This is a genomic window from Syntrophomonas sp. DTU019 (assembly GCA_913757435.1).
Classification (GTDB): domain Bacteria; phylum Bacillota; class Syntrophomonadia; order Syntrophomonadales; family Syntrophomonadaceae; genus DTU019.
This window is the reverse complement of the sequence record CAJYDM010000001.1, coordinates 937,664-962,447: the sequence shown is the minus strand read 5'-3', so window position 1 is coordinate 962,447 and position 24,784 is coordinate 937,664. Positions and strand designations below refer to the sequence as shown.

The window sequence follows — 24,784 nt, the reverse complement described above, 5'->3', positions numbered from 1 at the left end:
TCACAATTGTTTCAATAATGAACACTTGCGTAAACAAAGCTACACATTTGGCACAATTGTAACATCTTAGTTGAGTATCTTACATTCCTTCATGCGACGGTAAAAAGTACTGCGCGAGATGCCCATTTCAGCAGCAGCCCGGCTGATATTACCGCCATGCGCATCCAGTGCCTGAATGATACGCTTCTTCTCCTGTTCCAGCGCAAACAGCTTACGGGTGTGGCGGTCACCCAGGTATCCCGGAGGAACTGGGCTCGCAAAATCAGGCACCTGAACCGGTATCGAGTTCGCCTTATGAATTGTATCACCTATTAGAATCTCCCGAGGCAGATGGTCTACAGTAATGCGAGAGTCATCAATAACCAACAGTATTCTTTCCACCACATTCTGCAGTTCGCGAATATTGCCAGGCCAGTGATACGCTTCCAGGTATTTGTAGACCGCCTCATCGACTTGACTGATACGGCGCATGCTGCGGCCGGACATCTCCTCCAGGAAATGGTTGAACAACAGCCTAATATCCCCAGGGCGTTCCCTTAAGGCGGGAATATTGATCCTAACCACATTGAGTCGGTAGTACAGGTCCACGCGGAATCGGCCCTGGTCAACCAGTTCGGGCAAGTTCTGGTTGGTAGCTGCGATTATGCGCACATCCACCTTGATGGGAGTGTCACCGCCCACGCGCAGCACCGCTTTTTCTTGCAGTGCGCGCAACAGCACCGCCTGTTGTTCGAGGGGCATATCTCCAATTTCGTCTAACAGCAGGGTGCCATGGTTGGCCAACTCGAATTTTCCTGGGCGTCCGCCGCGTCTGGCCCCAGTAAATGCTCCTTCCACATACCCGAACAACTCGCTGCCTACCAGTTCGCGGGGCAGGGCAGCGCAGTTTATCGCCACGAAAGGCCCCGATCGGCGGGCGCTGACATTGTGGATGGCCTGGGCGAAAACCTCTTTACCTGTTCCGCTCTCGGCCTGCAATAAAACTGTTGAGTTATTGGCTCCGGCCTTCATAGCCAGTTTAACGGCTCTCCGCAACAGTCTATCCTCGCCGATGATGGATTCAAAAGTGAAACTGGCCTGGGCGCCGGTAAAACGGTTGACCAGTTCCTGCACCCGGGCGATGGGGCGCAGTATGACAGTAGCCCCAATAACCTGATTGTCTTCATCAAATATAGGTATGCCAGAGGCGGCCGCGTGTATCTTTCCCTCGTTGCCGCTGAGCAATATTTCTTGGTCATGAAAGGGCTCGCCGGTCTGCAGCAGTTTCAAAGTCTTGGGCGCTTTGCCACTGAACAGGTCCACGATATGCACTCCCAGCAGTTTTTCCTTAGAATAGCCGATAATCTGTTTGGCGGCAGGGTTGAATTGTGAAACCCGGCCGTCTTTATCCACTCCCAGTACCCCGTCAGACATGGTATCGAAGACATTGATCAGTTCGTCGTGCACGTTTTTCAGTGACTGTTGTTCGATACGCAGCTGTTTTTCCTGATAGAGATGGCAGTTTTCCACCTTGTTGAGGCCGTTGAAGACCGCCACCGCCATATAATAGCAGGAATTATAGCCGCAGGCCGCACAATTCCTGAAATCTCGCCCCTCAGTCTTGTGCATATCATGGTAAATGTTCTGTAATTCAGTTTCAGAAGGTATCTCCAGCCGCACCCGCCCGGACAGATCACAATAGTCGGTATAGCTGAAGTCATATTTGTCCAGTAATTGGCTGATAAACTGGTCACGCTCCTGGTTGACAGCGGGGTCTTTAAGACTCTCCTCAGCGCGCCGGGCAACCTTAAACTCACTGGTCACGATCCTTTTATTTATGGAGCCCACGCCCATGTTGCAGCCCTTCCCACAACTTAAAATGTCCACAATCAAAGGAAGCTGCTGCTCGCCACGGCCGATATCCTTTTCCAGATTACGCAGATACTGCTGGTATACGCTGGAGCCTTCGATCCGTGCTATGTCACTGGCTGCGGTATCCGGATAATGATAAAGATATGAAGCCTTGAGACCTCCCGGAGTGGAAAAACTGGCGGTAATACCTGCCGATACAAAATTGTCGAAAGTGCTGTCTTCGAGTTCGGCCAGTTTGATACCGCGCTGTGCGAAAACACCCAGCAAATGCTGGTAGGTAACATTATATCTCACCAGCTGCCTATCCTGAAACTCGCGGGATTTGGCCGGACAGGGTGAAATCAGCGCCAGTTCCGCATGGGGATATTGCGCTCTCACATATACCGCCAGGTTGCGTACCGGGCTGCCCACCGGAGCCAGATGGGGGATCAAACCTGGATGGTTTAATTCGATATACCTGACTATCGACGGGCAGGGGGTGGATATAAGCGGTCTTTTCACCCCACCCTGGGCAATAACCCGATGGTAAGCGGCCACAGTTATCTCCGCTCCCAGAGAAACATCATACACGGCACTAATACCCAACTGCCGCAAGGCCTGCAGGAGTTTGGGCAAATCGAAGTTGCTGGCCGCAGAAGGCGCCACCAGAGCTACTATTTCACGTTTTCCCAAGGCAGCCGCGAACTCCGCAGCATCATCTATGATGAAACGCGCACTCTTTTCCCAGTTACCCCGGTGGCTTTTCACACAGGCGGTGACGCAACGCCCACAGGCGATACACAAGTCATTATTGAATTTAATAACCTCTCCGCTGCCATTACTGCAAATCTTGACCGGGCAAACCACTATGCATTGATGGCAGTTGGTGCAGTTTTGTTCATTAATACCTATTACCTGTACAAACTCTTCCATAATCTCCCTCTATTTCATAGCTGATAAAACAAACACATGCAATAATCGTGCCTTTGCCCGACAATACCTCCAGCCTGATTATATTATAGGAAAGACGTCAAGAGGGATTGTAAATAATAGCAGTATAGGGGCCTACATCAAGCTTTGTCGGGGAATGGCAATCACGATAGAAATAATGGTAAGACACGGGCCGGGCTGCAGGTATCAAAATGGACACCACACGGCACCGTTATATGTGACACTCAGGGAGGTTTTATTAATCATTCTTCGTCCACAGCGGGACCATAACCATCTGAAAAATAACCTTTTTAGTAGGTATAGAAGATGGGAATGGGCAGAGGATGATTGCTCAGATAGGCATAGGCCCCCATTACAGCTGCAATAATGAGCAAGCCTGCGACAACTCCCCTGGTTCTCGAGCGGTGTTTTAACCATTGATAGCTCACATACTGGCCTACGGCTACAGCGATGGCAAACAGCGCGATATCCATGGCCAGGTGGTTGTCTCCCAATATCCAAGTATAACCATAGAATATGGCGATCATCAAGGCTGGGATCAGAATCACTTCTGCAGCCCTTACCATCCAATAACCCGGTCGCCCTTTGCCCAGTGCGGGATATGCCAAGAGGGCATACAACACCGTCGGGAATACCCCCATTTTGGTATGCTCCCATACGCTGTTGTTGACGGGCGCAATAAGACCGACCAGGCTATTGCCGGTCCAGTCAAAAGCGTAATGCCACAAGGCACCTAGCAGGAATATAAACCAGAACCCGCGCCTTTCCCATCTTAGCAGTTTTTGCGAATACCTCACCGCACCCTCCCATTCCCTGCCAGTATGTATAAGCCGTTCCGGTAGTAATTTGTGACGGTCCAGATCGCCTACAGAATGCCATTACCATCAATTTCAAGGCCGGGCTAGTGGTGTGACCCGCTCGGAATCAGCTGCCGCAGAATACTGACATTTCAAAGTGCAGCCACAAGCTGCATCTTCGACAGTTTGGTATAACAACGCTTAGTTGCATAAGCGGAACATCTATTGACTCCAGGCGACCCTGTCCATTTATAATATTAGACATGGCCGCTTTTTTCCCTTCTTTACTTCCAAGCCAAAGGGATACGCGGTTTTCGTTATCAGCCCTTCGATGCTGCTTAAACTACAGAAACGGAGTGTTTATAAACATATGACCCTCTCTGCCTTATTTATAACCGCATTTCTGGTGGGGCTTTCCGGAGCCATGATGCCCGGCCCGCTGTTATCAGCCACCATAGCTTCCAGCGCGCGCCGGGGATGGCTGGCCGGCCCGATGATAGTATTTGGCCATGCTATGCTGGAATTGCTGCTAATCCTGGCTTTGATGGCCGGCCTATCAGCTTTTCTGACCAGAAGTGAAGTCACCCTGGTGATTGCATTGGTAGGGGGTTTATTCTTGATATATCTTGGTTATAACATGAGCCGTGACGCTCAGGCCGGGAGGGTACAGCTAGAAAGCTCCAGGCCTTCTGGCAGATTGTCTACTGATATGCATCCCGCGCTGGTAGGTGTACTGTTGAGTATTTCCAATCCGTTCTGGTCCATCTGGTGGGCTACCGTAGGCCTGGGCTACCTGGTCCTGGCCTTTCCGGCCGGAACCATTGGAGTAGCATCATTCTACAGCGGTCACATCTTATCGGATCTGTTATGGTATACTCTTATTTCAGCATCAATCGCGGGGGGACAAAAGTTCATCAAAGAGAGTTACTACAATACGATCATATTCATGTGCGGCCTGTTCCTGATAGGCATGGGGGGTTTTTTTCTATACTCGGCGTTGATTGTTTAATACCTGCCCGATCCTGTCTATTCACTTCAACCCGCGGCGTTTTGGTGTCCCGGAAAAGGTCTTCAGGTTCTGGATGGCAATCCCCCTTTATGGTTGTAAAATTCGCTTGCCATTAACGCCAGGGTTTGGCCGGGATGGCCCCCCTGGCTTCGGCTCTTAATTCGGTGAGGGTGCATTGATCGATCCGATCCAAACTGACAACCACGGAAAGAGTAGCTCACTGATATCGTTTGGTATGACTGGCATATTTACTGACTGCTTTGATTTACAACTTGGTCTATGGTTGCAAGGATATGAAATTTTCGTTTACGTAGGCTTCAACATAATTGTCAGCTATAATAATAGCAACAGGTTAACATAGGAGGCGTTAACATGCGGCGCGACACTATCCTCAAGGCTATGCGAGAAAAGCAGGGCCAATGGGTGTCAGGAGAGGCCTTGAGCAAGGATATGGGAGTGAGCCGTACTTCCATATGGAAGCAGGTCAAGGCCTTGCAGGCAGCGGGATATGAAATTGAGACCTCCCCCAAGAAAGGATACCGCCTGGCTGCTCCACCTGATATACTTTCAGCTGCGGAAGTTCAGCCTGGCCTGCGCACACAGGCGTTCGGGCAGGACCATTACTATTATTTTACGGAGATAGACTCGACTAACATTTACGCCCGCAAGCTGGCTGCCCAGGACTATCCTGAGGGAACAGTCATTATAGCCGAACAGCAGACTGCAGGGCGGGGCCGAAGGGGCGGGTGTGGGATTCAAAGCCCGCGCAGGGCATCTATGTGTCTCTTATTCTGCGCCCCCCCTTGCCTTTAAACGAGCTTTCTCGCGTAACCCTGTTCATCGCTGTGGCCATTGCCGATACCCTGCAGAGTCATTTAGGTTTAGAGCCGGGCATCAAATGGCCTAACGATATTTTGATAAAAGAACGTAAAATATCTGGGATATTGACTGAAGCGGTCACCGACATGGACGGCATAGAATATATCGTCACCGGCATCGGCCTAAATGTTAATCAGCTCAGAGAAGACTTTCCCGAGGAGTTTCGCCAAACGGCCACTTCGGTCTTGGAAGAGGTCGGGCATCATGTTCCCCGCATCCCGCTGCTGCAAGAATTGCTGCTGCAATTGGAAAAACGCTATCAGCAATTACTGCGCGGTGGCTTTGCGGATATTCTGGAAAAAGTCCGGGAACTTTCCACAGTTATCGGCAAAGATATTAAGCTGGACGGCATCAAAGGGGTTTCCTACGCCAGAGCTATAGACATCGACAACAACGGTTTCTTAATGGTCCGGGATGCTATGGGCAATATACACCAGATTATGTCCGGAGAGGTTTTTTTGCACCACCCGGCCGATGAATCTCAGTAATTGTTAACTGCATAATTGTGATTTAGGTTGACAATATAAGCTAGCCGGGATATTATGGTCTTAAATCGTCCAATGTAGGAGGCCCGGCCATGTATTCGTCAAAATCAAGCCCCTTGCGCTCAATGGTGTATTCCTCCATGTTCGGAGCCCTGACCGCAATCGGTGCCTTTATCGTCATCCCTCTGCAGCCTATCCCCTTCACTTTACAGACTTTCTTTACGGCAATAGCCGGCACCCTCCTGGGAGGTTATGCCGGGGCCATGAGCCAGGTAGTGTATGTCCTCCTGGGCTGTATCGGCCTGCCGGTATTTGCAGGCGGCAAGGCTGGCTTAGGGGTATTGTTTGGACCTACCGGGGGCTATCTGATCGGATTTATCGTTGGGGCTTATGTGATCGGAAGAATAATGGAAGCTCGTAAACAGGCCGGATTGATGTACACCGCCATGGCCATACTGGCGGGAAATGTGGTTATCTACACCCTGGGTACTTTGCAGTTAGCCTTCATCGCCCAGCTGGCGCCGGTAAAGGCTATATTGGTAGGAGTGCTGCCCTTTATTATTCCGGAGGCGATCAAACTGAGTGCCGCAGCCATGTTAACTGTCAGGCTGAGGGGCAGAATAATGACTAAATAGGAGGATCACATGATATCTATAGAAAATCTGAGCTACTCCTATAAGCCAGGTGAAGAGGCCTACCTGAAGGATATAGATCTGCACATCAGGGAAGGTGAATACATAGCCCTGGTCGGCGCCAATGGCTGTGGGAAAACCACTCTCACCAGGCATTTCAATGCACTGCTCCTGCCCAGCCGCGGCGAGGTTATAATTGACGGCCTGAACAGCCGGGAAGTGCGCCATCACGCTGAGATCAGGCGCAAAGTGGGCATGGTTTTCCAAAACCCTGAAAATCAGATAGTGGGCATGAGCGTGGAAGAAGATGTGGCTTTTGGGCCGGGGAATCTGCGCCTGCCCAGCGCTGAAATCCGCCGCCGGGTAGGTATGGCTTTGGAGTTGGTCGGCTTGGACGGATACGAGAAACGTCTTCCCCATACATTGTCTGGCGGAGAGAAACAGCTCCTGGCCCTAGCCGGTCTTTTGGCCATGAACCCATCTTATATAGTATTGGACGAGGCTACCTCCTCTCTGGATCCCTACGGCAGGGATAAAGTCCTATCAATATTGACCCGGCTTATTGCTGAAAACATAGCGGTGGTGCATGTCACCCACAATATGGATGAGGCTCTGCAGGCCAAGCGGGTTTTATTAATGTGTGATGGGAGGGTAATCTCCGACGGGCCGTCTCACCAGGTATTAGGGAATAGTGATCTGCTAAAATCGAAGGGGCTTGCTCCCCCGCTGCTGGTGGAACTGACCTTGAGGCTGCAGGAAGCCGGTTATAAAGCGCGGAAACCAGTTGTCACTATAGATGAGGCGGTTGAGGAGATCAAAGCCTGGCTAAGCACCAGTCACCTTGCTAAGGACGAATATGAAGTCAGGGGAGCGAGCGGTTATGCATGAGATCGGACAGTATATCGATCGCGACTCGCCTCTGCACAGTACTGATCCTCGCGTAAAGCTGATTTCAGTCCTGGCCCTGAGTGTGGTGATACTTAAAACCGGCCCTGGGGGTTTGTTGGTCACAGCGCTATTCTTGCTGACTATCACTCTTTGCAGTAAGATCAGACCGTTAGAGCTTTTTCTATCCACCCGGCCGGTATGGCCTTTCTTTGCCATTCTGTTCCTGGTCTATATATTCACTACTCCCGGAACTCAACTAGCAGCCATACCCCCAATTCCTATTGCGATCAGCCGCGAAGGGCTGTACCTGGGGACTTTTCAGCTAAGCAGGTTTTTCCTTCTGCTTCTGGCAGCATCACTCTTGACCATGACCACCTCTCACATTGAAATCACTATGGCTCTGGAGCACCTTTTGAGACCCTTGAAGATAGTCAGAATATCCTCCCACAATGCTGCCTTGATGGTCAGTATGGCCCTGCGCTTTATCCCCCTGTTGCAGCGGGAGATGCTGCAGATACACCAAGCTGCTGCGGCGCGAGGAGTCGCTATGAAATACGTTGGGGTACAGGAAAAAATCCGCCTGCTGGTATACCTGTCTACCCCTTTGGTCATGAACATTATACGCCGCTCCGATGAACTGGTGCAGGCCATGGAAGCAAGGGGTTACCAGCCCGGTCCCCGGACTTACCTGAATGAACTCGTCTTAAACAAAAGCGACTTTTATTCCTCAGGATTAGTCTTGCTGCTCATTTTGCTCTTGTTGTTCCTGGCCTAAACAAATGGCCGTTTCAACAGAAGCTATTGGAATTAACCCTCCATACCTAACCAGCCACCGGATCACTCAATTTAACACTTGAAGTACAATTATACCGAACCCCCGCGCTGATATCTCTGGTAATTGTAATGGCATCATTTTTGCATTAATAAAGTATTATACAATTCTCCTCCTTCTATAAATTTTTTGTAACCTTTCTGGCCCATTCCACAACGCTGGGCTGGGCGGAAAGGGATTTCTCTTCAAGGCACGCGAGAAAGACCAGCATAGTCCGGCAAACATTATTCGATCAATTTGTCCCTTTATGCATACACCTGTATGAATTAGTGTACAATTCAGCCATATGGCCAGCAGGGTTTATCAGTATACCTCAAACAGTTTGGGGATATCTGCCCGGTTGACATATGGCATTGTTATATAATTAATGACTAACCCTTGATTGCGATGCTATTCTGTTAACATGGTTTTACCCTGCCACGGTTCCTGCAGACAGATGTCAACATTCCGCTGCAATTTGTTAAGAGAGTTGTAAGGTAGCCATTGTTGGAGCTCTGCTCCAGGGGCCATGATATCCACCCCGGCCTATAGCCCGAGTTGATTGCTGTACCAAGGATATGAAGTTCCGGGCAAGCCTGCTGGCTGTGCAGGTAGGTGTATAGTGGATGACACACTTGTATGTATTACCTCACACCACTTTTAGCCGTTATCACCCTCTTTAAAATCGGATGTCAGCATCATACCCGCCTGCTACCCGACAAGCAAATAAATACTATAGCCTGACAAGGTTCCCTTCCACTCACCCCTCATCAGCACGATCTATATCAACAGTTCGCGCCTGCTTGTCACCAAACAGCCAAGATATTCCCCTTCAAACACAGATAAAAAATTCCCGCCAAGTATAACTTATGGCGGGAAACGCACAAATAATAAAATTGTAGAAGAGGAGTTAGAAGGGCTAGGGCTACAATTGCCCCAGTTTCATCTTAGGCTTACATACATCATCCTTTCAAATTTAGTGCGGCATTTGTTGCGTAGGGTGTAAACCTTTGACTTGTTATTAAATAATGCAATATTCGTACCAAAACGGCAGGTAAAATACTGACCTTCCAGGCCTGTACGCCCTGATAATCAAAACAACCTCCGCTTTGCGAATGGATGCCCAGTCACTTCTCTTTTTATCGCTAAGACTTATTAAGACTTATAGAGAGACTGTAACTTGGCGAGGTATTCAGTGACGGTAAAAAGCAACATTGTACCTCGATAAAAAGGAGAAACATGGGTTCAGCTGCCTGCCAAGTCAGTGTTGTATATAGCAGCTGTGAACCCATGTCTGGTAAATGGTACACCTAATGGAAGGGGCTATTCATTTTGCAGCCAGTGCTCTTTTAAGACAGGATGAAGAGAGCCCTAAGCTAGGCTATGCTATTTGCCAATCATAGGTATGACTGTAATATATATCCCGGTCAGTATGGCGCTGGTCATAACACCACAAATGTTTGCACCCATGGCGTACTGCAGAATAATGGTTGCCCTTTTCACCGCAGTCACTTCATGCTGGGCTATCTTAGCTGTGCTGGGCACACAGGAGACCCCGGCAACTCCTATGGTCGGATTAAAGTTCTTGTTGTTGATAATGTAGATGAAATAACCGCCAATAATGCCGCCTATGGCGGAAAGCCCCAGGGCCACAACACCCAGGATAAGGAGCGGCAGGATGACCGGATTCAAAATGGTGTTGGCATCGCACAACACACCCAACATCAAGCCCAAGAAGAAGGTGGCGGCGTAGAGGAAAGTAGACTCGATCATATTCATGTAGGCGGTTACTCCAGATTCTCTGATAGCCACTCCGAGGAAGAAACTGAGCATCAACGGGGCAGCTGCCGGCAGGAGCAGGCATAGAATCGTGCAGGCAATTACGGAGAAAATCAATTTTTCCTGTGAAGTGACATCAGTTGATTTAGCAGTGACCTTAATCTTTATGCCCCGATATTGCTTGGGAATTAGAAGCCTAATAATATAGGGATAGCCTCCATAGCACAGGCTTAGGTAAAGATAGGCGATAACCGCTATGGGAACAAACAGTTCCGGCGCAAGCATCAGTGACGAAAATAGAACCAGCGGACCATCCGCACCACCGACTATAGACGCTGCGGCAGCATGTGCAGGGGGCAGTCCCATAGCTATGGCAACCGGATAAGTAGCGATAGTACCCAACTCTGCAAACAAAGCAATCAGCATACAGGTAAAAGGATATTTCATTACATACCCGACGTCGCAGAGCACTCCGACGCCCATAAACACAATACAGGCGATCAGGTTATTGCTGAAGGCAAAAGTATATATGGGCTGAAAGACGTTTATCTGTAAAATACTAATTAGACTGTTGGTTTCAGTTACCAGGGGATTAATTATGATATTTCCTACTGTGTTCGCATCTATAAAGAGCATACCGGCATTAATAGCAGCCATGCCGAATCCCATTGGTATCATAACCAGGGGTTCCAGAATATGTTTGGACCCTAGAAAAACCAGTGCCATGCCAAAGAACATCAACACAATTCTTCCTATGACAATATTGGGTTCCTGGGCGAATAGAGTGCCGATACCCTGAAACATATACAGTAAATCCATCAAACTATCCTCACTTTCTACTCAGCATGCTGTGGATCTTTGGAATTATTGCGGGAGAAAACCCGGATAGTGAACAGCATGAGTTTTATCACAACCGCAAGCAAAAATGCGATAATAATGCCCAGACCATAAATTTGCATTGCTAACATAACAGAATCCATTTTATCCCTCCTTCAAGCCTTTGAACGTCTACTGCAATTCCTTTCTGATAAGTATCGCAAAGGCGATAAGAACCAGTAGGACCAAACCCGCACCAACCAGTGTCTGTGATGCTGTAAACATGTTTCCTGTCATCCCCTTTCACTCTATCAATATTGTCGATTCTCCCTGATATTCAGAGTATAAGTAGCGCTGTTAACTGGAAGCTGCCCTGGGATAGACATTCTCTCTTATGGCCAATGCACAGACAGCCTCCTCCAGCTACAGGTAAGAGTCTGGACTAATAAAATGCAATTCGCATGCCAAGTTCAGGGACTGACCTTAATTGGTTTTATAGCTGACTCCGTGTCTAACATTGCAGCCACAGATAATGATCAGATATCACTGTATGTTACAAAGTGTCCGAATTACCCTACACTTGTATGGATAGCAAAACAGATAGGCAACATAATGAACAGTGACCTTTATTGGCGTGGGTGAGACGAATGGTATTTCCGGTTGGCTCTCAAGGGGGAATTATTCACAGTCTGATACAGCCTCTATATTCTACTTGCTTTATGCCTCCATATTCTACATGCTTTAGTTAATCTAGTAACTCAAAGCCTTCCGGGCGCAAGATAAAAACCATATTAATTGGCATAATAATTGCAGTAAAGGTTGGTATCAGTTCCTTAGTTTCTCTCCAAGGAGGTGTGGGTAGAAGGATCGTCGGCTGGGTGCGCTTTATAATAGGGCTACAAGAACATTAAATATCATTAATTAGGAGGTTAAAATTATGGCAAATAATATAGAATGTCCGATCGCAGGGAAAATACTGGCAATAAACATCAATGTTGGTGATCAAATTGCTGAAGACGATGAAGTAATAATTGTAGAAGCAATGAAAATGGAAAATCCGGTGTTTAGTGAATTCGATGGAGTAGTAAAAGAAATAAAAGTTAAAGTCGGCGACCGGGTTGAAGAAGGGGCTGTTCTGGTGGTTCTCGAATAGCCTGAAATGCTGCTTACACTTAAGTTATCTTTCCTTTCAGGTCAGAACATATTACTCACACAAGGCTTCTCCGCTCACGGAGGGGCCTTATTTTATGACCACTAAGGATTACCTGCTGTCACTATCTGAAGTCTTAGATATTCCGAGCCGGGCTTTCTTTCTCAGTCTTGGCAAAAAGGCAGCCTACGAAGCAGAGCACAGATAGAAAGGCGGCGGTAATATAAGCTTCCTGCATAGCCAACCAGGCCGAAAGAGGGGTGTCAGTCAAAAGATAAAAAGCCTGCCTGGCAACAAGTACGGCGCTGCCAATAGCTATACCCAGAACCATACCCACATTGCGTGTGGTAGCCAGCACCCCACCAGCAATACCGAGGCGATTTTTGGGAACAGCGCCCATTATGGCACTATTGTTGGGAGCTTGAAACATGCCGGTTCCCAGGCCGAACAGGCTGAGCCGCCAGGATACATCGGAAGGGAGCACATCCGGACCTAAAAAAGAAAGACTTAATGCCCCCACAGCACATAAGACAGCTCCAGCTGAGGAGAGCAGACGGTTGCCAATTTTATCCGAAAGTATCCCGCTCAAAGGTGCGGCCAGCAGTACGGTGAGAGGAAAGGCGGTCATAGTAATTCCTAACTTTGAAGGTGCCAGATCAAGCTGCTGTTGCAGATAGAAGGGTGTAATAAAAATAAGGATGTACTGGGTCATAAAATGAAATAGAGCGGCAATGTTTCCGGCCGTAAAGGCATGACTGCGAAACAGAGACAGTTCCAACATTGGCTCTGGCGTTTTTTGCTCCTGCATGATGAACAACACACCCGAAATGAAGGCCAGAGCCCCCATTAGTATTATTGCTCCCGACCATTGGTAATTTTGCCCGCGACTGATAAAAAACAGCAAGGCAGCCAGGCTGATAAAGGCTAGCCAGGCTCCGATCCAGTCAAATCTTTGTTCAATTAGTTCTTCTTTTTCGGGGATCACCTTATAACATGCCAAGAAGGCTATAATCCCAATGGGTATGTTTATAAAAAATATGGTTTGCCATCCCCAAAGATCTAAAAGCAGACCGCCCAGGCTTGGTCCAGTAGCCAATCCCAGGGCAACTACCATACCTATCATCCCCAAAGCTTTGCCTCTTTCCTGCGGTGGGAATATGGCCGTAATAATGGCTGGGGCAAGGGCCGAAGTCATTCCAGCGCCAATAGCCTGAACTGCCCGGAAGGCAATAAGCGCCCCGATGCTCCAGGCCATGCCGCATAGAACGGAAGCAATAGTGAATGCAACAATACCCGTCAGAAATATGCGCCTGAAACCAAACATATCACCCAGCCTGCCAAAGCTAAGCTGGAAGCTGCTCAAGACTAGCAGGTAAGATATGCTTACCCAACCCACCGTGTCGGCGCTAACATTAAATACTTCCGACATACTAGGAAAGGCCACATATACTACACTGGCATCAATCGGTCCCATTAATACCGGTATCAGTACTGCTATTAGAATCTGCCATTTTGAAGGTACGCTATCCTTCAAAGCATCGACCTCTTTTCAGCTTTAGGCAGCTAAATATTGCCAGGCATCATACCCGCACAATTACAATTTTATAAGGATCACCATAGGGCGGTTGGCAAGGTTTTGATGACTATAACACCATCATTGCCTAATATCGGTGGACTCTCTCTTATTGCTCTCCCAGTTTTTCAGCTATTATTAATTTCGGCAAGAATAGGGGTGAAATCCTTTCTTAATAATTTGCATCATTAGCGGTGGTCATAAATATGCAAACCCCCTCAGAGAATGCGAAGGGGTTCTTATCTCACCTGGAGCCGATGGGCGGATTCGAACCGCCGACCTGCTGATTACGAATTTTAGCTTGGGGTGTTTTTAGGGTAATGTACCATACCAATAAATCCCGATTTTACGGGATTTTATATCATATGCATTCAGTGGTTTGTTCAGCAAAAATACTGCTTTTTTATGATTTATGGCGACGATTTGGCGACAGGTTTTCTATCAAATAAATAAGAATCCAATATGAAAGTTCGCATTAAATTCGCATTTAACCTATTTTTGCTCTATCCAACCCGAACTTTAATGCGAATAATTCGTATTGAGTGCATTAAGCCATTCAATTTCACTAACGAGGTTCTTTGATTTGAACAGCGTAACTTAAATTACGTTATAATATCACGCTCCACGTGACGTTCGTCACGCGCGCGTGACAGCGCGTGATAACAGATTATAGACTTTTCCTTTTTCGTTCATAGTAACTTAAATTCCGGGATTCACCTCTCATCACCAAAATATCTTGATTGCAGAGTTTGCGCAGCAAACGGTAGGCTTGGTCTTTACTTATCTTACACAGCTCAGAGGCCTGAGATCTGGTTATTTTTCCGTGCTTATCAATAAATTTTAGAATCATCTGCTCTTGTTGAATCGGATCAAAACCGCGTGTATGTACATAACCATAGGGGTTTCCTAGCCGCGCATACAGATTTGCTGATAAATGATATACTCTACCGCGTTTTTCACCTTTGGCTTCAATCAAACCTTTTTCGTTCAATTGTTCTAATACTACATGCCCCTGCCGGGTTCCCTTTTGTATTAGCTGGCCAGCAACTTCTGAATCGATACGCCGCTCAATCATCAGGTGGTTTAGAATTAGCAATTCATCCAATAAAAGTGCCTGCCCGGATTTATTTTGTTCAAAAACAAAGGCGGCAAACTCAAGAGATCCTTTTCCACCATATAACACTAAGCGAACAGTATCTGCATCACTGCGAGAATAATCTGGTAATGGTCGGCCAAACCTTATCTGCCCATCATATATACGGTCTACCCCTCGCCCGGTTTGCTCTATTATACCAATACGTAACATTACTTCCGCCAAACGTGGATTTCGGGGCCGTGGTTCATGAACCAGAATATTTTCAGGATTAACCCCTGCTGGAAAACCGCCCGGGTTAGTAATTAAAAGATGATCCGGTTGCCATTGTATGTACACCGACCCTAAGCGAGAGTAGTCCCTGTGAATAAGCGCATTAGTCACAGCTTCCCGGAAACCCATTGGGGAGTAATCAGGAATTGGTAATCGAAACATTCCCACCATAGTTTCCTGTTCATTGTTGCGGGCTGCAAACCTTATCTGAATTTCCTCAATAGTGCGCAATAACGGGTAAGTAAATCGATCATTAACCTTCACATTCCCTTGTTCATCTAATACCTGAAAGAAAACAACATGGTTGGGAAGTATCGATTCCAAGACTGACTGTTTACCTAGAATAAGTATGCCCGCCATATTGGGCACTAGCCTACGCCCCTTGCTTTCTACTAGTTTGAGGGCTTTAGCCAAATCTTCATTGCTTAATGTTATTAAAGCCTGATCTCCGCGCAAACGCACAATCGTTTGTCTAAGGCGCTCGAATTCCAGTGGATCAAGTGCATCGATGCGTAAATCCTCAAACAAGCGATTTGAAATATCTAATAAACCCAATCTGATTTACGTGAGAGTTGCTCTGGCGGATAAAATGGAACTGAAGCCGGCTTCCCATCTCCGCCAATCACCCTGCGCAAGCACTTGCCTGAAGTGGTAGCGCAGTTTTCCGGATAGGGATCAACCTCTACTGCGAGTACAACGCCATCAGAATGATCTATTACTGAAACCCGTGTATTAACATGGGGAATAGTATTATTAAAAATTGCTGTTTGAACCTTTAAGGGATCGATGGGGCTACCTTGGCGTTGCTTCGCACCGGTAACTTCACCGTTATCTTCTACACCTACAAGAATTACCCCGCCATTAGTATTTGCCATAGCAACAACTTCTTCAAATAAAACGGAATCATTATACTTCCCACGGTCTGCTTTAAACTCGCGCTCTAATGATTCGCCCGCTTTAATGAGGTCGGTTAAGGTTTTAAGATCAATCAATACACTTCACCATACTTTACTTAGAATTACTGTAAATGGGAAAAACTCCATCTAGTAATTCGAAGAATAAGTAGAAATTCCCTTGCGTTAAAAAGAGTGAAATAACCGCCCTATTCGCCAAATCTAATTAATCTTCGCTCTTATCTCCTCAAAGCGTCCCGCGGTTGGCATCACAAACAAACATTGCCCGCTGCTTTTGGCTTCCCATAGCTCGCCCAGAAGCCGTTTTTCTTTGGAATCATCACTGCTATAAAACTGAGCTCCTTTGTACTCTACTACCAGGTAACGCCCGTCCTTCAACAGGCCAACAAAGTCTGGATAAAACTTGTCAGTAGAGGTCTGCAGCCAGAAGGAAAACTCCGGCTGCCGTTCCAGGTTGCGAACCCAATAATTTACCTCCGGTAAAAGATCTATATAACGAGCGCATTCGAACTCTTCTCCTTCGTCCTTGAGTTCTCCGATCATAGGATAGTAGTGTTTTTGAAATTGGTAGCGCCCCTGATAGCGAAATCTACATGGATAAGCAAAAGGGTCGGGGTTGTAGGCAAATACCGCTTTAGGTGAAACGGTAATAGTGGAAGATGTATCAGAAAACAATATTTGCTGCCATCCCTGCAAGCGTTGTTCTTTTCTTATTTGGTCGATCTTGCGAGCAACAGCAGCCTGCAAACGATAACGGTCTTTAATAAGCCTTTCTACGGAGATGCCTCTTATTTCAGTTAGGTATAAAACCACCTTGGTCAAGAATATCTGGGCATCCTCTCCGCTTATATCCGGATGAGGAATCCTTTGGTCCAGCCATAATACTAATTCTCTTGCGTCCCAGCCATGGTCAGAGACAAACAAAGACATCTGTTCCTGTATAGAGCCGATAAAACTTGCCCGTACCTGCCCCTGATCAGTTACGGTTATTTCCCCCAACTGTCCAGACTCTTCTTTGATTGAATATTGGTCAGCATCTAGAGCTGGGTCACATTTCGACAACAGCCATGGTATCTCCAAAAAGTGAGTCTCTTCAAATGGCTCAAACAACCCATCTTGTTGAATCGCCAAAACCGGGATAGATAACACATCTCCTTTTTCCGCCGGTGATTTATTGCTGTCTGAGGTAACTATGTTATAGGTTTTTTGGGCATCCAGAACTTTCAAGCCATTAAATATAGCATCGCGATTCTCGGGCCTCCTTACAATATCTTTTAGTCTATCCTGTTCTTCTGCACTTAGCCCCTGTTTGAGAATTAAACTGCCGCTGTCATAATTGTATTCAAGTTTGCTTAATGTTTCAGCTGTCAACTGCGTTAAGTCGGGCACTTCGGTTATCATAACCTCTATTGATTCCGATGGGAACAAGGTTGGTTCATGGTCCGGTTCATATTGCTGGTATCTACGCCGTTCCTTAATAAAATCTTTGGCTTCCTGGCGCTCAAAACCGTTTTGTACCATGGCATCGGCCAAAGCGTTGGCCACATCCCCAAAACTGTTGGAACAGGAAAAAGCATAGGCCATATTTAGTTCTTTATTAACCTTAGGCTTAGTCTTTGGCAAGCGCAGAATTCGCCCCAGTATTTGTTCTACTGCTGTTGAAGATCGTAATTCTGCAACTGAGCACAAAGCATAGGCGAAGGGACAATCCCAACCCTCTTTTAAGGCCTGAACCGTGATTATATAGCGAATGGGGCAATCTTCGGAAAGAATGTTTACCCCTTCTAAATCCCGACGGTTACCGGTTTCAACTGCAACCTGTTCCTTAGGGAAACCGTAGTCTTCTATAAGATGCTTCTCTAATACCTCCCAGGTTATACGTTTTTGACCGGCTCGATTGGCTTCAGCTTGTAAGAGTAATATAGGACGTATGTATTCACCTGTTTCCAGGCGCTCCTTTAGGGCTATTTTCTCAAGGTTATCCCGGGTACTGATGGCATCATACACTACGGCCTTCCAATCGGTTTTGGTCTCAAGCAGTATAGGAAGTTTAATCATATTTTCTGCTTTTAGTTCAGCAGCAGATACCGAATAAAGAACATTACTGGGATGAGTGTTGGTGTCGGGGGTAGCAGTAAACTCAATAATGCAGGAAGGACTAAAGCGAGCCAGAGTTTCAAAAGATAATAGGGTACGGGCATTATGCGCTTCATCCACAATTACAATAGGCTTATGCATGCGAAGCACATTCGCCAGGGAGGGTATAACCCCACCGTTATCATCCCGCTCTACATCTTTCAGTGCTTCGGGAGGAAGGTTGGCAAACAAGGGCTTTAATTGGCCAGCAGTCTCGTAAACCTTTCTCCCTTCGGTATCCTCCACCCGAAAGGCTTGTATGGTCGATACTATGATGACGGTTTCAGCCTGAACCACAGCCGGGGATAAATAAAAGGCTTCGCTGATACTGTATACTGCCACATTTCCAAGCGAAGATCGGAGCGCCCTATTGTATGGGTGGCCAGGATTTCTTAAAGCCATCAAGGTTTGCTCCAGAATGGTGGTTGAGGGCACCAGCCAAAGCACCATAGCGGTCTCAGTATGTAAAAGATTATGCGCAGCAATACCTACCGCATGACTGGCCACCAAAGTTTTTCCGCCCCCTGTAGGTATGCGCACGCAAACATACGGCAATCCGGGTAATTCTCGAATTGGATTGTAACGTAATCCCGTTTCATACAAGTCTCTGGTCACTTTATAAAAAGCCAAATCGGCGTCCTGGGTTACTGAACATTCCTCCAGGTAAAGTTTTAAGGCATTTAAGGTATTTATCTGGTAATTCTTCAGCTCCATATCAGCTCCCCCTCACTTCGTATGGAATTTGCTTAAACACAATGCCTAACCTTTTTAAACGGTCGGGGCCTATGCGGCAACTGGTTCCATAGATGACCTTCGGTCCATTATGGGAAGGTAATTCATCCAATACACGGGCGGTTAAGACATTGCCGCCCTGCACCGACTTGTCTTTAAGGATGCCGTTGTATAGCAGATAAATAGCGGTATCATTATGAATGCCGATTAATGGTGACTCAAAATGCTTTGTAGATTTTCGAGGGGTTCCGGTCTCAATAAAGAATAAATGTTGAGCCAGATCACTATATGTTACCGATTCGTTAATAAAGCCCTCAGCCGTAAATAAGGGTTCTCCCAATTCACAAAAATCGAAACCGCCACCCAAGCCAGGCACCCGTTCTTTTCCTGCTTTTGTAGGAACATAACCATTGATAGCCTTAGTCAATCGCTGGGTGGTCACGGTTCGGCAGATATTCTCTTCCATCTCTATCAGGATAAATTTGCGGTTTCCACCATCTTCTACATTCTGGCTTAATACGGCATGTCCTGTAGTTCCGCTACCGGCAAAAGAATCGAGAATTAGAGAATCTTTATCGGTAGCTATTTCCAGAATGCGTTTGATCAGGCGAGTAGGCTTAGGTGTAATAAAAACCGAAGCCGAGTCCTCAAACTCTACCATGCCTACTAATTCTTGTTTAGCTTCCTGGGTATGTCCCACCTCTGAATAAGGCCAAATACTCATTGGAACTACTCCTTGAGTTACCTCATTCAGGTATATTTTAGGAGCAGGGACATTGTTTCCATCTTTTCCCCACCAGATTCTGCCTTCCCGATCTAATTGTTCGAACTTTTCCTTAGAAACTCTCCAATAGGAACCTGTAGGTGGACCGGGAATAACCCTACCAGAAGGACAAGTAATACTATAAATACCTAAACTATACGGATTGCGTGCAGCAAGATTATTAGGTCTCCATGGCCCTCTAGGGTCATTGTCAGGGTTTTTGTAAACCTTATCCTGCTTTTCTGATCTTGGTAAAAGATTTCGTTTCCACCGAGACTTAGATTTCGCGTAGATAAGAATAAACTCATGGTTTTCTGATATATGCTTAGAAGAAGCCTTAGGGGCATAGTTCTTTTCCCAAACAATTGTTGTTATAAAATTATTCTGGCCAAAGATTTCATTCATAATCAAACGAAGCGAAGCTACTTCATTATCGTCGATGCTTATAAAAATAGCTCCATCTTCTCTCAAAAACTGCTTAAGTAGCTGTAGGCGCGGGTACATCATACAAAGCCATTTATCATGTCTAGATAAATCCTCGGCTTCTTTACCCACTACTTCACCCAGCCACTGCTTAATTTCCGGGCTGTTAACATTATCACTATAAACCCAGTTTTCAGTTCCGGTATTATAAGGTGGATCAATATATATACATTTTACCTGTCCTGCATAATAGGGTAATAAGGCTTTGAGGGCAATGAGATTATCCCCTTGTACTAACAGGTTACCGCTACCCGACTCTCCAACGGAATAATCTTCATTACGTTTCAGAAGATGATAAGGAACTTTGTGATGATAGTTTTCTACCGCTCTGCGGCCATACCAATCCAGGAACGGCATAATTACACTCCGTTTCAGCTAAATTTACTGTGACATAAACTACTTCGACAATTGCCTTCAACATCCTTCGCTTTACTAGCAGGATAGGTGAATGTCTCAGGTCTCCCCCACCGCCACCATCCGATAATAGAGGATTATATAGCCCTTCGGGTTCGCTGACGCTTACATAATCTCGTATTATCCGAAGGTGGCTATCCCGCTCCAGGCCATGCCCGGATAACTTCCCTCTCGGTGCTCGCTCTGCCTGGCTGCGCATCATGGTGCAGATCGCTCGCAGTCCTCCGGCCATCGCCTTCCGTTCAGTGGTCGCCCGCCCGTCCGGGCTGCGCATCCGCTCCGCACTCCTGACCGGCTCCCCGATGATATCTCTTCGGACAACAGCAGACCGCGGCGATAACTGGGTGGGGCAGTCGCATTCACCTTTAGTTCCTGGTTGGAGAAAGCGACCTGGGAGAATATTCTCCGTTGGCAGTCTGAACGGGAACCGGTGCCGCTTGCGCGTCACCCGTTCCAGGTGGTCGGCAGTGGCTGTGAATCTAGGATCCCCCCATGTTATAATTGGAACAAATGTTCCGCAAGGAGGTTTATGCCTCATGCCCTCTGTCTGGTCCGCTTCGGCGGTTCCTATCCTCTTTCGTCCGGTCTATACGAATACGGGCAGCTCTACAGAGATGCTGTTTGCTGATTCTCCGCCCGTTTATGACAACCGTTCGGTGGACTCAGTTCGTTTGGCTTTAGCCCGGGAATATGCGGTGGACCTTAAAGCCCTGGCCCGCAATTAGGTATTATAACAGAATTGTAATGTGTTAGTGTTTGAAGGTTTACTGTTTACAAATTAGTTATCTGATCAATAACTAATCTACCGTATTTCAAAATTTATGGCGACGAGAAGGCGAAAAATGCATTTCCCAGAAAAACAACAAACCGCGCAATCCTGCGCGGTTACTTAGTTTTAAGTGGAGCCGATGGCCGGATTTGAACCGGCGACCTGCTGATTACGAATCAGCTGCTCTGCCACTGAGCCACATCGGCATTTTTATATGTGCAGATTAAGGGCCCGCCCTCTAACCGCTGCAGATATTATTATATTAAAGATACTGCCCTATTTCAAGAAATCGCTGTCCGCAGGTGCGGTATCGGATATTGCCTGGACAGAGGCCTACGGCATTCTAGTACCGGTTTCTGCGAATGTAAAGACCCCGCCTCGATTCTCCCCTCAGCCCCCAGGCGGCGATAATGCCGAACAAAGATATGGATGCCAGGAGTTCAACGAAATGGACATATCTTACTGCCTCAGGCATGAAGGAACTGGGAACGATAATCTGAATAGAATGCAGTATGCCCATCGCTAGACCGATCAGCAGGATTTGTTCCAGTTTTCCTCCCCTGGTCAGATAGAGTCCTAACCAGGCCATACCGCACCATATTAAGCCGCGGAAAACCTGAAATAGCATCAGCCGGGTCTGGTCTATCTGGGCTCCGAACTGATAATATTCCAGCACAGCGGGGCTTTGCCAGGCTATAAAGTAGCCGAAGAACTTATATATGAAGGGAAAAAGTAAGGCCAGAACGATTATCCTCATCACCCAGTTGGCAGTGCTGCGATGCCGCCAGTTTAGTTTGTACCTGGAGTGGGCTTGACGCGCTGGGATCAGCCATATTGCCGCCAAAGCCATTAAAATGGCGCGGATCAGACCATGTCCTATCAGCTGCCACTGCTGGGGAACCGGTATACCCACAAAACTTTTGAAGAACAGACTCTCGTCGATAGCTTGCAGGGTCACAACCCCGAAAATGAATGCCGCCAATCCCAGTATTCTAATATACCTTGGTCCAATGCCGCGATGGGCTAGTTCGGCTATAACCAGAGCGTTCACGGCACAGGTCACAAATAGCATGAGGATAGTCTCCTCTGGGGAAACCGGTGCTGCTGCCAAATTCAACGGCCATACGGCTTGAACAAGGAAGAATAATAATAAGAACAGGATAGCCAGCGCCAGTCGTCTTCCCAACCATAATAGCGCTTTCTTTATTACCATCGTATCGTTCCTTTCCCTGGTATATCCGCGCAGCTTCATTATTGACGGTTTATACACCATTTCGTTTTCCACAGCAGTTTCCCTGCTTTGCCTTCCTGGGTAATACCGGTCTCAAGTATTTCTTTACCATATATCATTCTCTGTGTCCCTCCCCATGCAATGGCTTATAAGCAGTTCCCTTGGAATAATTTCATATCCGCTGAGTCAGCCTAAGTGATAGAACAGCAATAATATAGGCATAAACAAGGAGGTCTACATAATGATTTTTGCTTATAAACCATTCACCGGCGGGCATGACATTCCCATGCGGGTGGTGGGTGCCAATATCCCTTATGAATGGCTGGTTTATGTCTTCATGATCATCCCCGTAGGATTCTTGCTTTACGGAGCCTATCACCACTACCGGGTGTGGCGCCTGGCCCAGAGTGAATTGCATCGCAACGATCAGGCCGGCCGCCGGGTGTTTTCCTGGCTTTTCAATACCTTTGCACAATCCCAGGTCTTGCGCAAGCCGGTAGCCGGGGTGATGCACTTCGCCCTTTTCTGGGGCTTTATATTCTTGCTTATAGCCACCGCCGCTTTTGCCGCCTGGGAACAGATCGGTTTTCCTAATATGACCGGGACTTTGTATTACTTAGTGTCCTGGCTGGCTGACGTGGGGGGCTTTTTTGCCATGCTGGGAGTACTGGTTCTAGCCTACATCCGCTATGTACGCCGACCTGACCGTCTTAATGACAACAAACCTCTGGATGGGTGGATTTTGGCCTTGATTTTCATTATCCTTTTGGGGGGCTTTTTAGTGGAAGGGCTGCGCATCGCCGCACAAACCCAGTTGTCGACTACCATGCAACAGATCGCCTATGAGCAAAAAGCCTCACCGGTAGGCTGGATGTTTGCCGCGCTTTTTCAGGACATGAGCCTGGAGGGATTGGTGCTGTGGCACCGCCTGGGCTGGTGGTCACATATGTTCCTGGCTTTTCTATTCATCGCCGTGGTGCCCTTCACCAAACTGTGGCACATCTTCACCGGTATGATCGGTTATTACAGCCGTGATCTGGATCCGAAAGCCGTACCCTTGATCGAGAATATCGAAGAGGCGGAGCGTTTTGGAGTTGAACGTATTGAGGAGAACAGCTGGAAGGATCTTCTGGATCTGGATGCCTGCATCCGCTGCGGGCGCTGCCAGGAGAACTGCCCGGCCTATTATACCGGCAAGAAGCTCAACCCCAAGATAACTGTAATCCAGGCCATGAAGAAACATCTGGACGAAAAGGCCCCGTATCTGTTAGGCGGGGAATCGGCACATCCCGAGCTGGCCATGACCTCTGATGCCGAGGCTAATGCCGTCAGCCCCCTGGAGGCCAGCCTGCTCTATGATGTAGTGACCCCTGAGGTGTTATGGGCTTGCACCAACTGCCGGGCATGCCAGGAACACTGCCCCATGTTCATTGAGCATCTCAATAAAATTATAAATATGCGCCGCAACCTGGTGATGTGGCAGGGAGATATGCCATCTGAAGCACAGAATGCCTTCACCAACCTGGAGCGCAATTACAACCCCTGGGGAGTAGGTTGGGCTTCTCGGGCCAAATGGCTGGAGGAGCGGGGCATCAGAAATCTGGTCAATATCGTTCCTGAAGATCACAAAGAGTTCGAGTATCTCCTCTACGGGGGCTGCGCGGTAGCCTTTGATGACCGCTACAAGCGGGCCGGCGAAGCCTTGGTGCGGCTCCTTTCCCGAGCTGAAGTGAATTTCGGGTACTTGGGAACCGAAGAATGGTGCTGCGGGGATCCTGCCCGCCGCCTTGGCAATGAGTATCTCTATCAAACCCTGGCGGTCCATAATATCGAGGTTTTTAAGAAGTACGGCGCAGATAAGATTATCTGCATCTGTCCGCATGGCTACAATACCATCAAAAACGAGTATCCTCAGCTAGAGGGTGAGTTCGAGGTGTGGCATTCAACCGAATTTCTGGCCAAATTGATCGCTGAAGGGAAGCTTAAGCCGGGCAAGTCAGAAGCCATCAGGATGAGCTATCATGATTCCTGTTTCCTGGGTCGGCACAACGGGATCTATGAGCCGCCGCGTGAAGTGGTCAGATCGACCGGGGCGGCGGTAATCGATATCGACAAGTCGCGCCGCTTCGGTTTCTGCTGCGGCGCGGGGGGTGGCAGGATGTTTTTGGAAGAGGAAGCCGTAGGCGGGTTTAAAAGGATCAATGATGCACGCACCGAGCAGCTTCTGCAGACCAATGCGGAGGTGATTGCCAGCAACTGCCCCTTCTGTATGACGATGCTCACCGACGGGGTTAAAGAAGCCGCTAGAGAGGAGCAGGTAAAGGTCATGGATATCTGCGAGATTCTTTGGCAAAGCCTGGAGTAAAGCTTCCCCGC

Annotated in this window: 19 protein-coding genes and 1 tRNA gene; 9 read left to right on the top strand and 11 right to left on the bottom strand. The window is 47.6% G+C overall.

What is annotated here, in order from left to right:
• Nucleotides 1-66 precede the first annotated feature (66 nt).
• Nucleotides 67-2,763: a sigma 54-interacting transcriptional regulator gene (locus tag AC15IQ_RS04910; protein ID WP_483177557.1), complete on the bottom strand. Its 2,697-nt coding sequence runs from the start codon at nucleotides 2,761-2,763 to the stop codon at nucleotides 67-69.
• Nucleotides 2,764-3,071: 308 nt separating this feature from the next.
• Nucleotides 3,072-3,578 (bottom strand): DUF6512 family protein, encoded by a 507-nt coding sequence (locus AC15IQ_RS04905; protein ID WP_483177556.1) that lies wholly within the window; start codon nucleotides 3,576-3,578, stop codon nucleotides 3,072-3,074.
• A 331-nt stretch (nucleotides 3,579-3,909) separates the two neighbouring features.
• On the opposite strand from AC15IQ_RS04905, the gene AC15IQ_RS04900 reads away from it, so the two are divergent.
• The 6 genes from AC15IQ_RS04900 to AC15IQ_RS04875 all read left to right on the top strand — a co-directional run bounded on the left by AC15IQ_RS04900 (nucleotide 3,910) and on the right by AC15IQ_RS04875 (nucleotide 8,246).
• Complete coding sequence (locus AC15IQ_RS04900) at nucleotides 3,910-4,587, top strand: LysE family transporter (RefSeq protein ID WP_483177555.1); 678 nt, start codon at nucleotides 3,910-3,912, stop codon at nucleotides 4,585-4,587.
• Between the two features lie 372 nt (nucleotides 4,588-4,959).
• Nucleotides 4,960-5,400: a biotin operon repressor gene (locus AC15IQ_RS04895; protein ID WP_483177554.1), complete on the top strand. Its 441-nt coding sequence runs from the start codon at nucleotides 4,960-4,962 to the stop codon at nucleotides 5,398-5,400.
• Nucleotides 5,334-5,954 (top strand): biotin--[acetyl-CoA-carboxylase] ligase, encoded by a 621-nt coding sequence (locus AC15IQ_RS04890; protein WP_483177553.1) that lies wholly within the window; start codon nucleotides 5,334-5,336, stop codon nucleotides 5,952-5,954. Before AC15IQ_RS04895 ends, AC15IQ_RS04890 begins: the two co-directional genes overlap by 67 nt.
• 89 nt (nucleotides 5,955-6,043) lie before the next feature.
• A complete protein-coding gene (locus AC15IQ_RS04885; protein WP_483177552.1) occupies nucleotides 6,044-6,586 on the top strand; it encodes a biotin transporter BioY in 543 nt (180 codons plus the stop codon).
• A gap of 9 nt (nucleotides 6,587-6,595) precedes the next feature.
• Nucleotides 6,596-7,471 carry an ATP-binding cassette domain-containing protein gene (locus tag AC15IQ_RS04880; protein WP_483177551.1) on the top strand — a complete coding sequence of 292 codons (876 nt, stop codon included), beginning with the start codon at nucleotides 6,596-6,598 and terminating at the stop codon, nucleotides 7,469-7,471.
• Entirely contained in the window at nucleotides 7,464-8,246 is a 783-nt protein-coding gene (locus AC15IQ_RS04875) for an energy-coupling factor transporter transmembrane component T family protein (RefSeq protein ID WP_483177550.1), read from the top strand. Before AC15IQ_RS04880 ends, AC15IQ_RS04875 begins: the two co-directional genes overlap by 8 nt.
• Before the next feature lie 1,422 nt (nucleotides 8,247-9,668).
• Here the strand turns inward: AC15IQ_RS04875 and AC15IQ_RS04870 are convergent.
• Both AC15IQ_RS04870 and AC15IQ_RS04865 read right to left on the bottom strand, forming a co-directional pair.
• Nucleotides 9,669-10,880, bottom strand: coding sequence for a sodium ion-translocating decarboxylase subunit beta (locus AC15IQ_RS04870; RefSeq protein WP_483177549.1), 1,212 nt, complete (start codon nucleotides 10,878-10,880; stop codon nucleotides 9,669-9,671).
• Nucleotides 10,881-10,897: 17 nt separating this feature from the next.
• A complete protein-coding gene (locus AC15IQ_RS04865) occupies nucleotides 10,898-11,041 on the bottom strand; it encodes a hypothetical protein (protein WP_483177548.1) in 144 nt (47 codons plus the stop codon).
• A gap of 773 nt (nucleotides 11,042-11,814) precedes the next feature.
• Between AC15IQ_RS04865 and AC15IQ_RS04860 the strand changes: the two genes are divergently transcribed.
• Entirely contained in the window at nucleotides 11,815-12,030 is a 216-nt protein-coding gene (locus tag AC15IQ_RS04860; protein ID WP_483177547.1) for an acyl-CoA carboxylase biotin carboxyl carrier protein subunit, read from the top strand.
• A 133-nt stretch (nucleotides 12,031-12,163) separates the two neighbouring features.
• Here the strand turns inward: AC15IQ_RS04860 and AC15IQ_RS04855 are convergent, their stop codons facing one another.
• The 5 genes from AC15IQ_RS04855 to AC15IQ_RS04835 form a co-directional block, all read right to left on the bottom strand.
• Complete coding sequence (locus AC15IQ_RS04855; protein ID WP_483177546.1) at nucleotides 12,164-13,561, bottom strand: MFS transporter; 1,398 nt, start codon at nucleotides 13,559-13,561, stop codon at nucleotides 12,164-12,166.
• Nucleotides 13,562-14,267: 706 nt separating this feature from the next.
• Nucleotides 14,268-15,521 carry an ATP-binding protein gene (locus AC15IQ_RS04850; RefSeq protein ID WP_483177545.1) on the bottom strand — a complete coding sequence of 418 codons (1,254 nt, stop codon included), beginning with the start codon at nucleotides 15,519-15,521 and terminating at the stop codon, nucleotides 14,268-14,270.
• Nucleotides 15,509-15,958: an AlbA family DNA-binding domain-containing protein gene (locus AC15IQ_RS04845; RefSeq protein ID WP_483177544.1), complete on the bottom strand. Its 450-nt coding sequence runs from the start codon at nucleotides 15,956-15,958 to the stop codon at nucleotides 15,509-15,511. Before AC15IQ_RS04845 ends, AC15IQ_RS04850 begins: the two co-directional genes overlap by 13 nt.
• A gap of 123 nt (nucleotides 15,959-16,081) precedes the next feature.
• Nucleotides 16,082-18,730 carry a DEAD/DEAH box helicase gene (locus AC15IQ_RS04840; protein WP_483177543.1) on the bottom strand — a complete coding sequence of 883 codons (2,649 nt, stop codon included), beginning with the start codon at nucleotides 18,728-18,730 and terminating at the stop codon, nucleotides 16,082-16,084.
• Nucleotide 18,731: 1 nt separating this feature from the next.
• The gene (locus AC15IQ_RS04835) at nucleotides 18,732-20,351 is read right to left on the bottom strand and encodes a site-specific DNA-methyltransferase (RefSeq protein WP_483177542.1); all 1,620 of its coding nucleotides are present in this window, start codon (nucleotides 20,349-20,351) and stop codon (nucleotides 18,732-18,734) included.
• Nucleotides 20,352-20,944: 593 nt separating this feature from the next.
• On the opposite strand from AC15IQ_RS04835, the gene AC15IQ_RS04830 reads away from it, so the two are divergent.
• Nucleotides 20,945-21,133, top strand: coding sequence for a hypothetical protein (locus AC15IQ_RS04830; RefSeq protein ID WP_483177541.1), 189 nt, complete (start codon nucleotides 20,945-20,947; stop codon nucleotides 21,131-21,133).
• A gap of 175 nt (nucleotides 21,134-21,308) precedes the next feature.
• On the opposite strand, the gene AC15IQ_RS04825 is transcribed toward AC15IQ_RS04830, so the two are convergent.
• Nucleotides 21,309-21,383, bottom strand: a tRNA-Thr gene (locus tag AC15IQ_RS04825).
• Nucleotides 21,384-21,520: 137 nt separating this feature from the next.
• The gene (locus AC15IQ_RS04820) at nucleotides 21,521-22,462 is read right to left on the bottom strand and encodes a hypothetical protein (RefSeq protein ID WP_483177540.1); all 942 of its coding nucleotides are present in this window, start codon (nucleotides 22,460-22,462) and stop codon (nucleotides 21,521-21,523) included.
• A gap of 187 nt (nucleotides 22,463-22,649) precedes the next feature.
• On the opposite strand from AC15IQ_RS04820, the gene AC15IQ_RS04815 reads away from it, so the two are divergent.
• Nucleotides 22,650-24,773: a heterodisulfide reductase-related iron-sulfur binding cluster gene (locus tag AC15IQ_RS04815; RefSeq protein WP_483177539.1), complete on the top strand. Its 2,124-nt coding sequence runs from the start codon at nucleotides 22,650-22,652 to the stop codon at nucleotides 24,771-24,773.
• Nucleotides 24,774-24,784 lie beyond the last annotated feature (11 nt).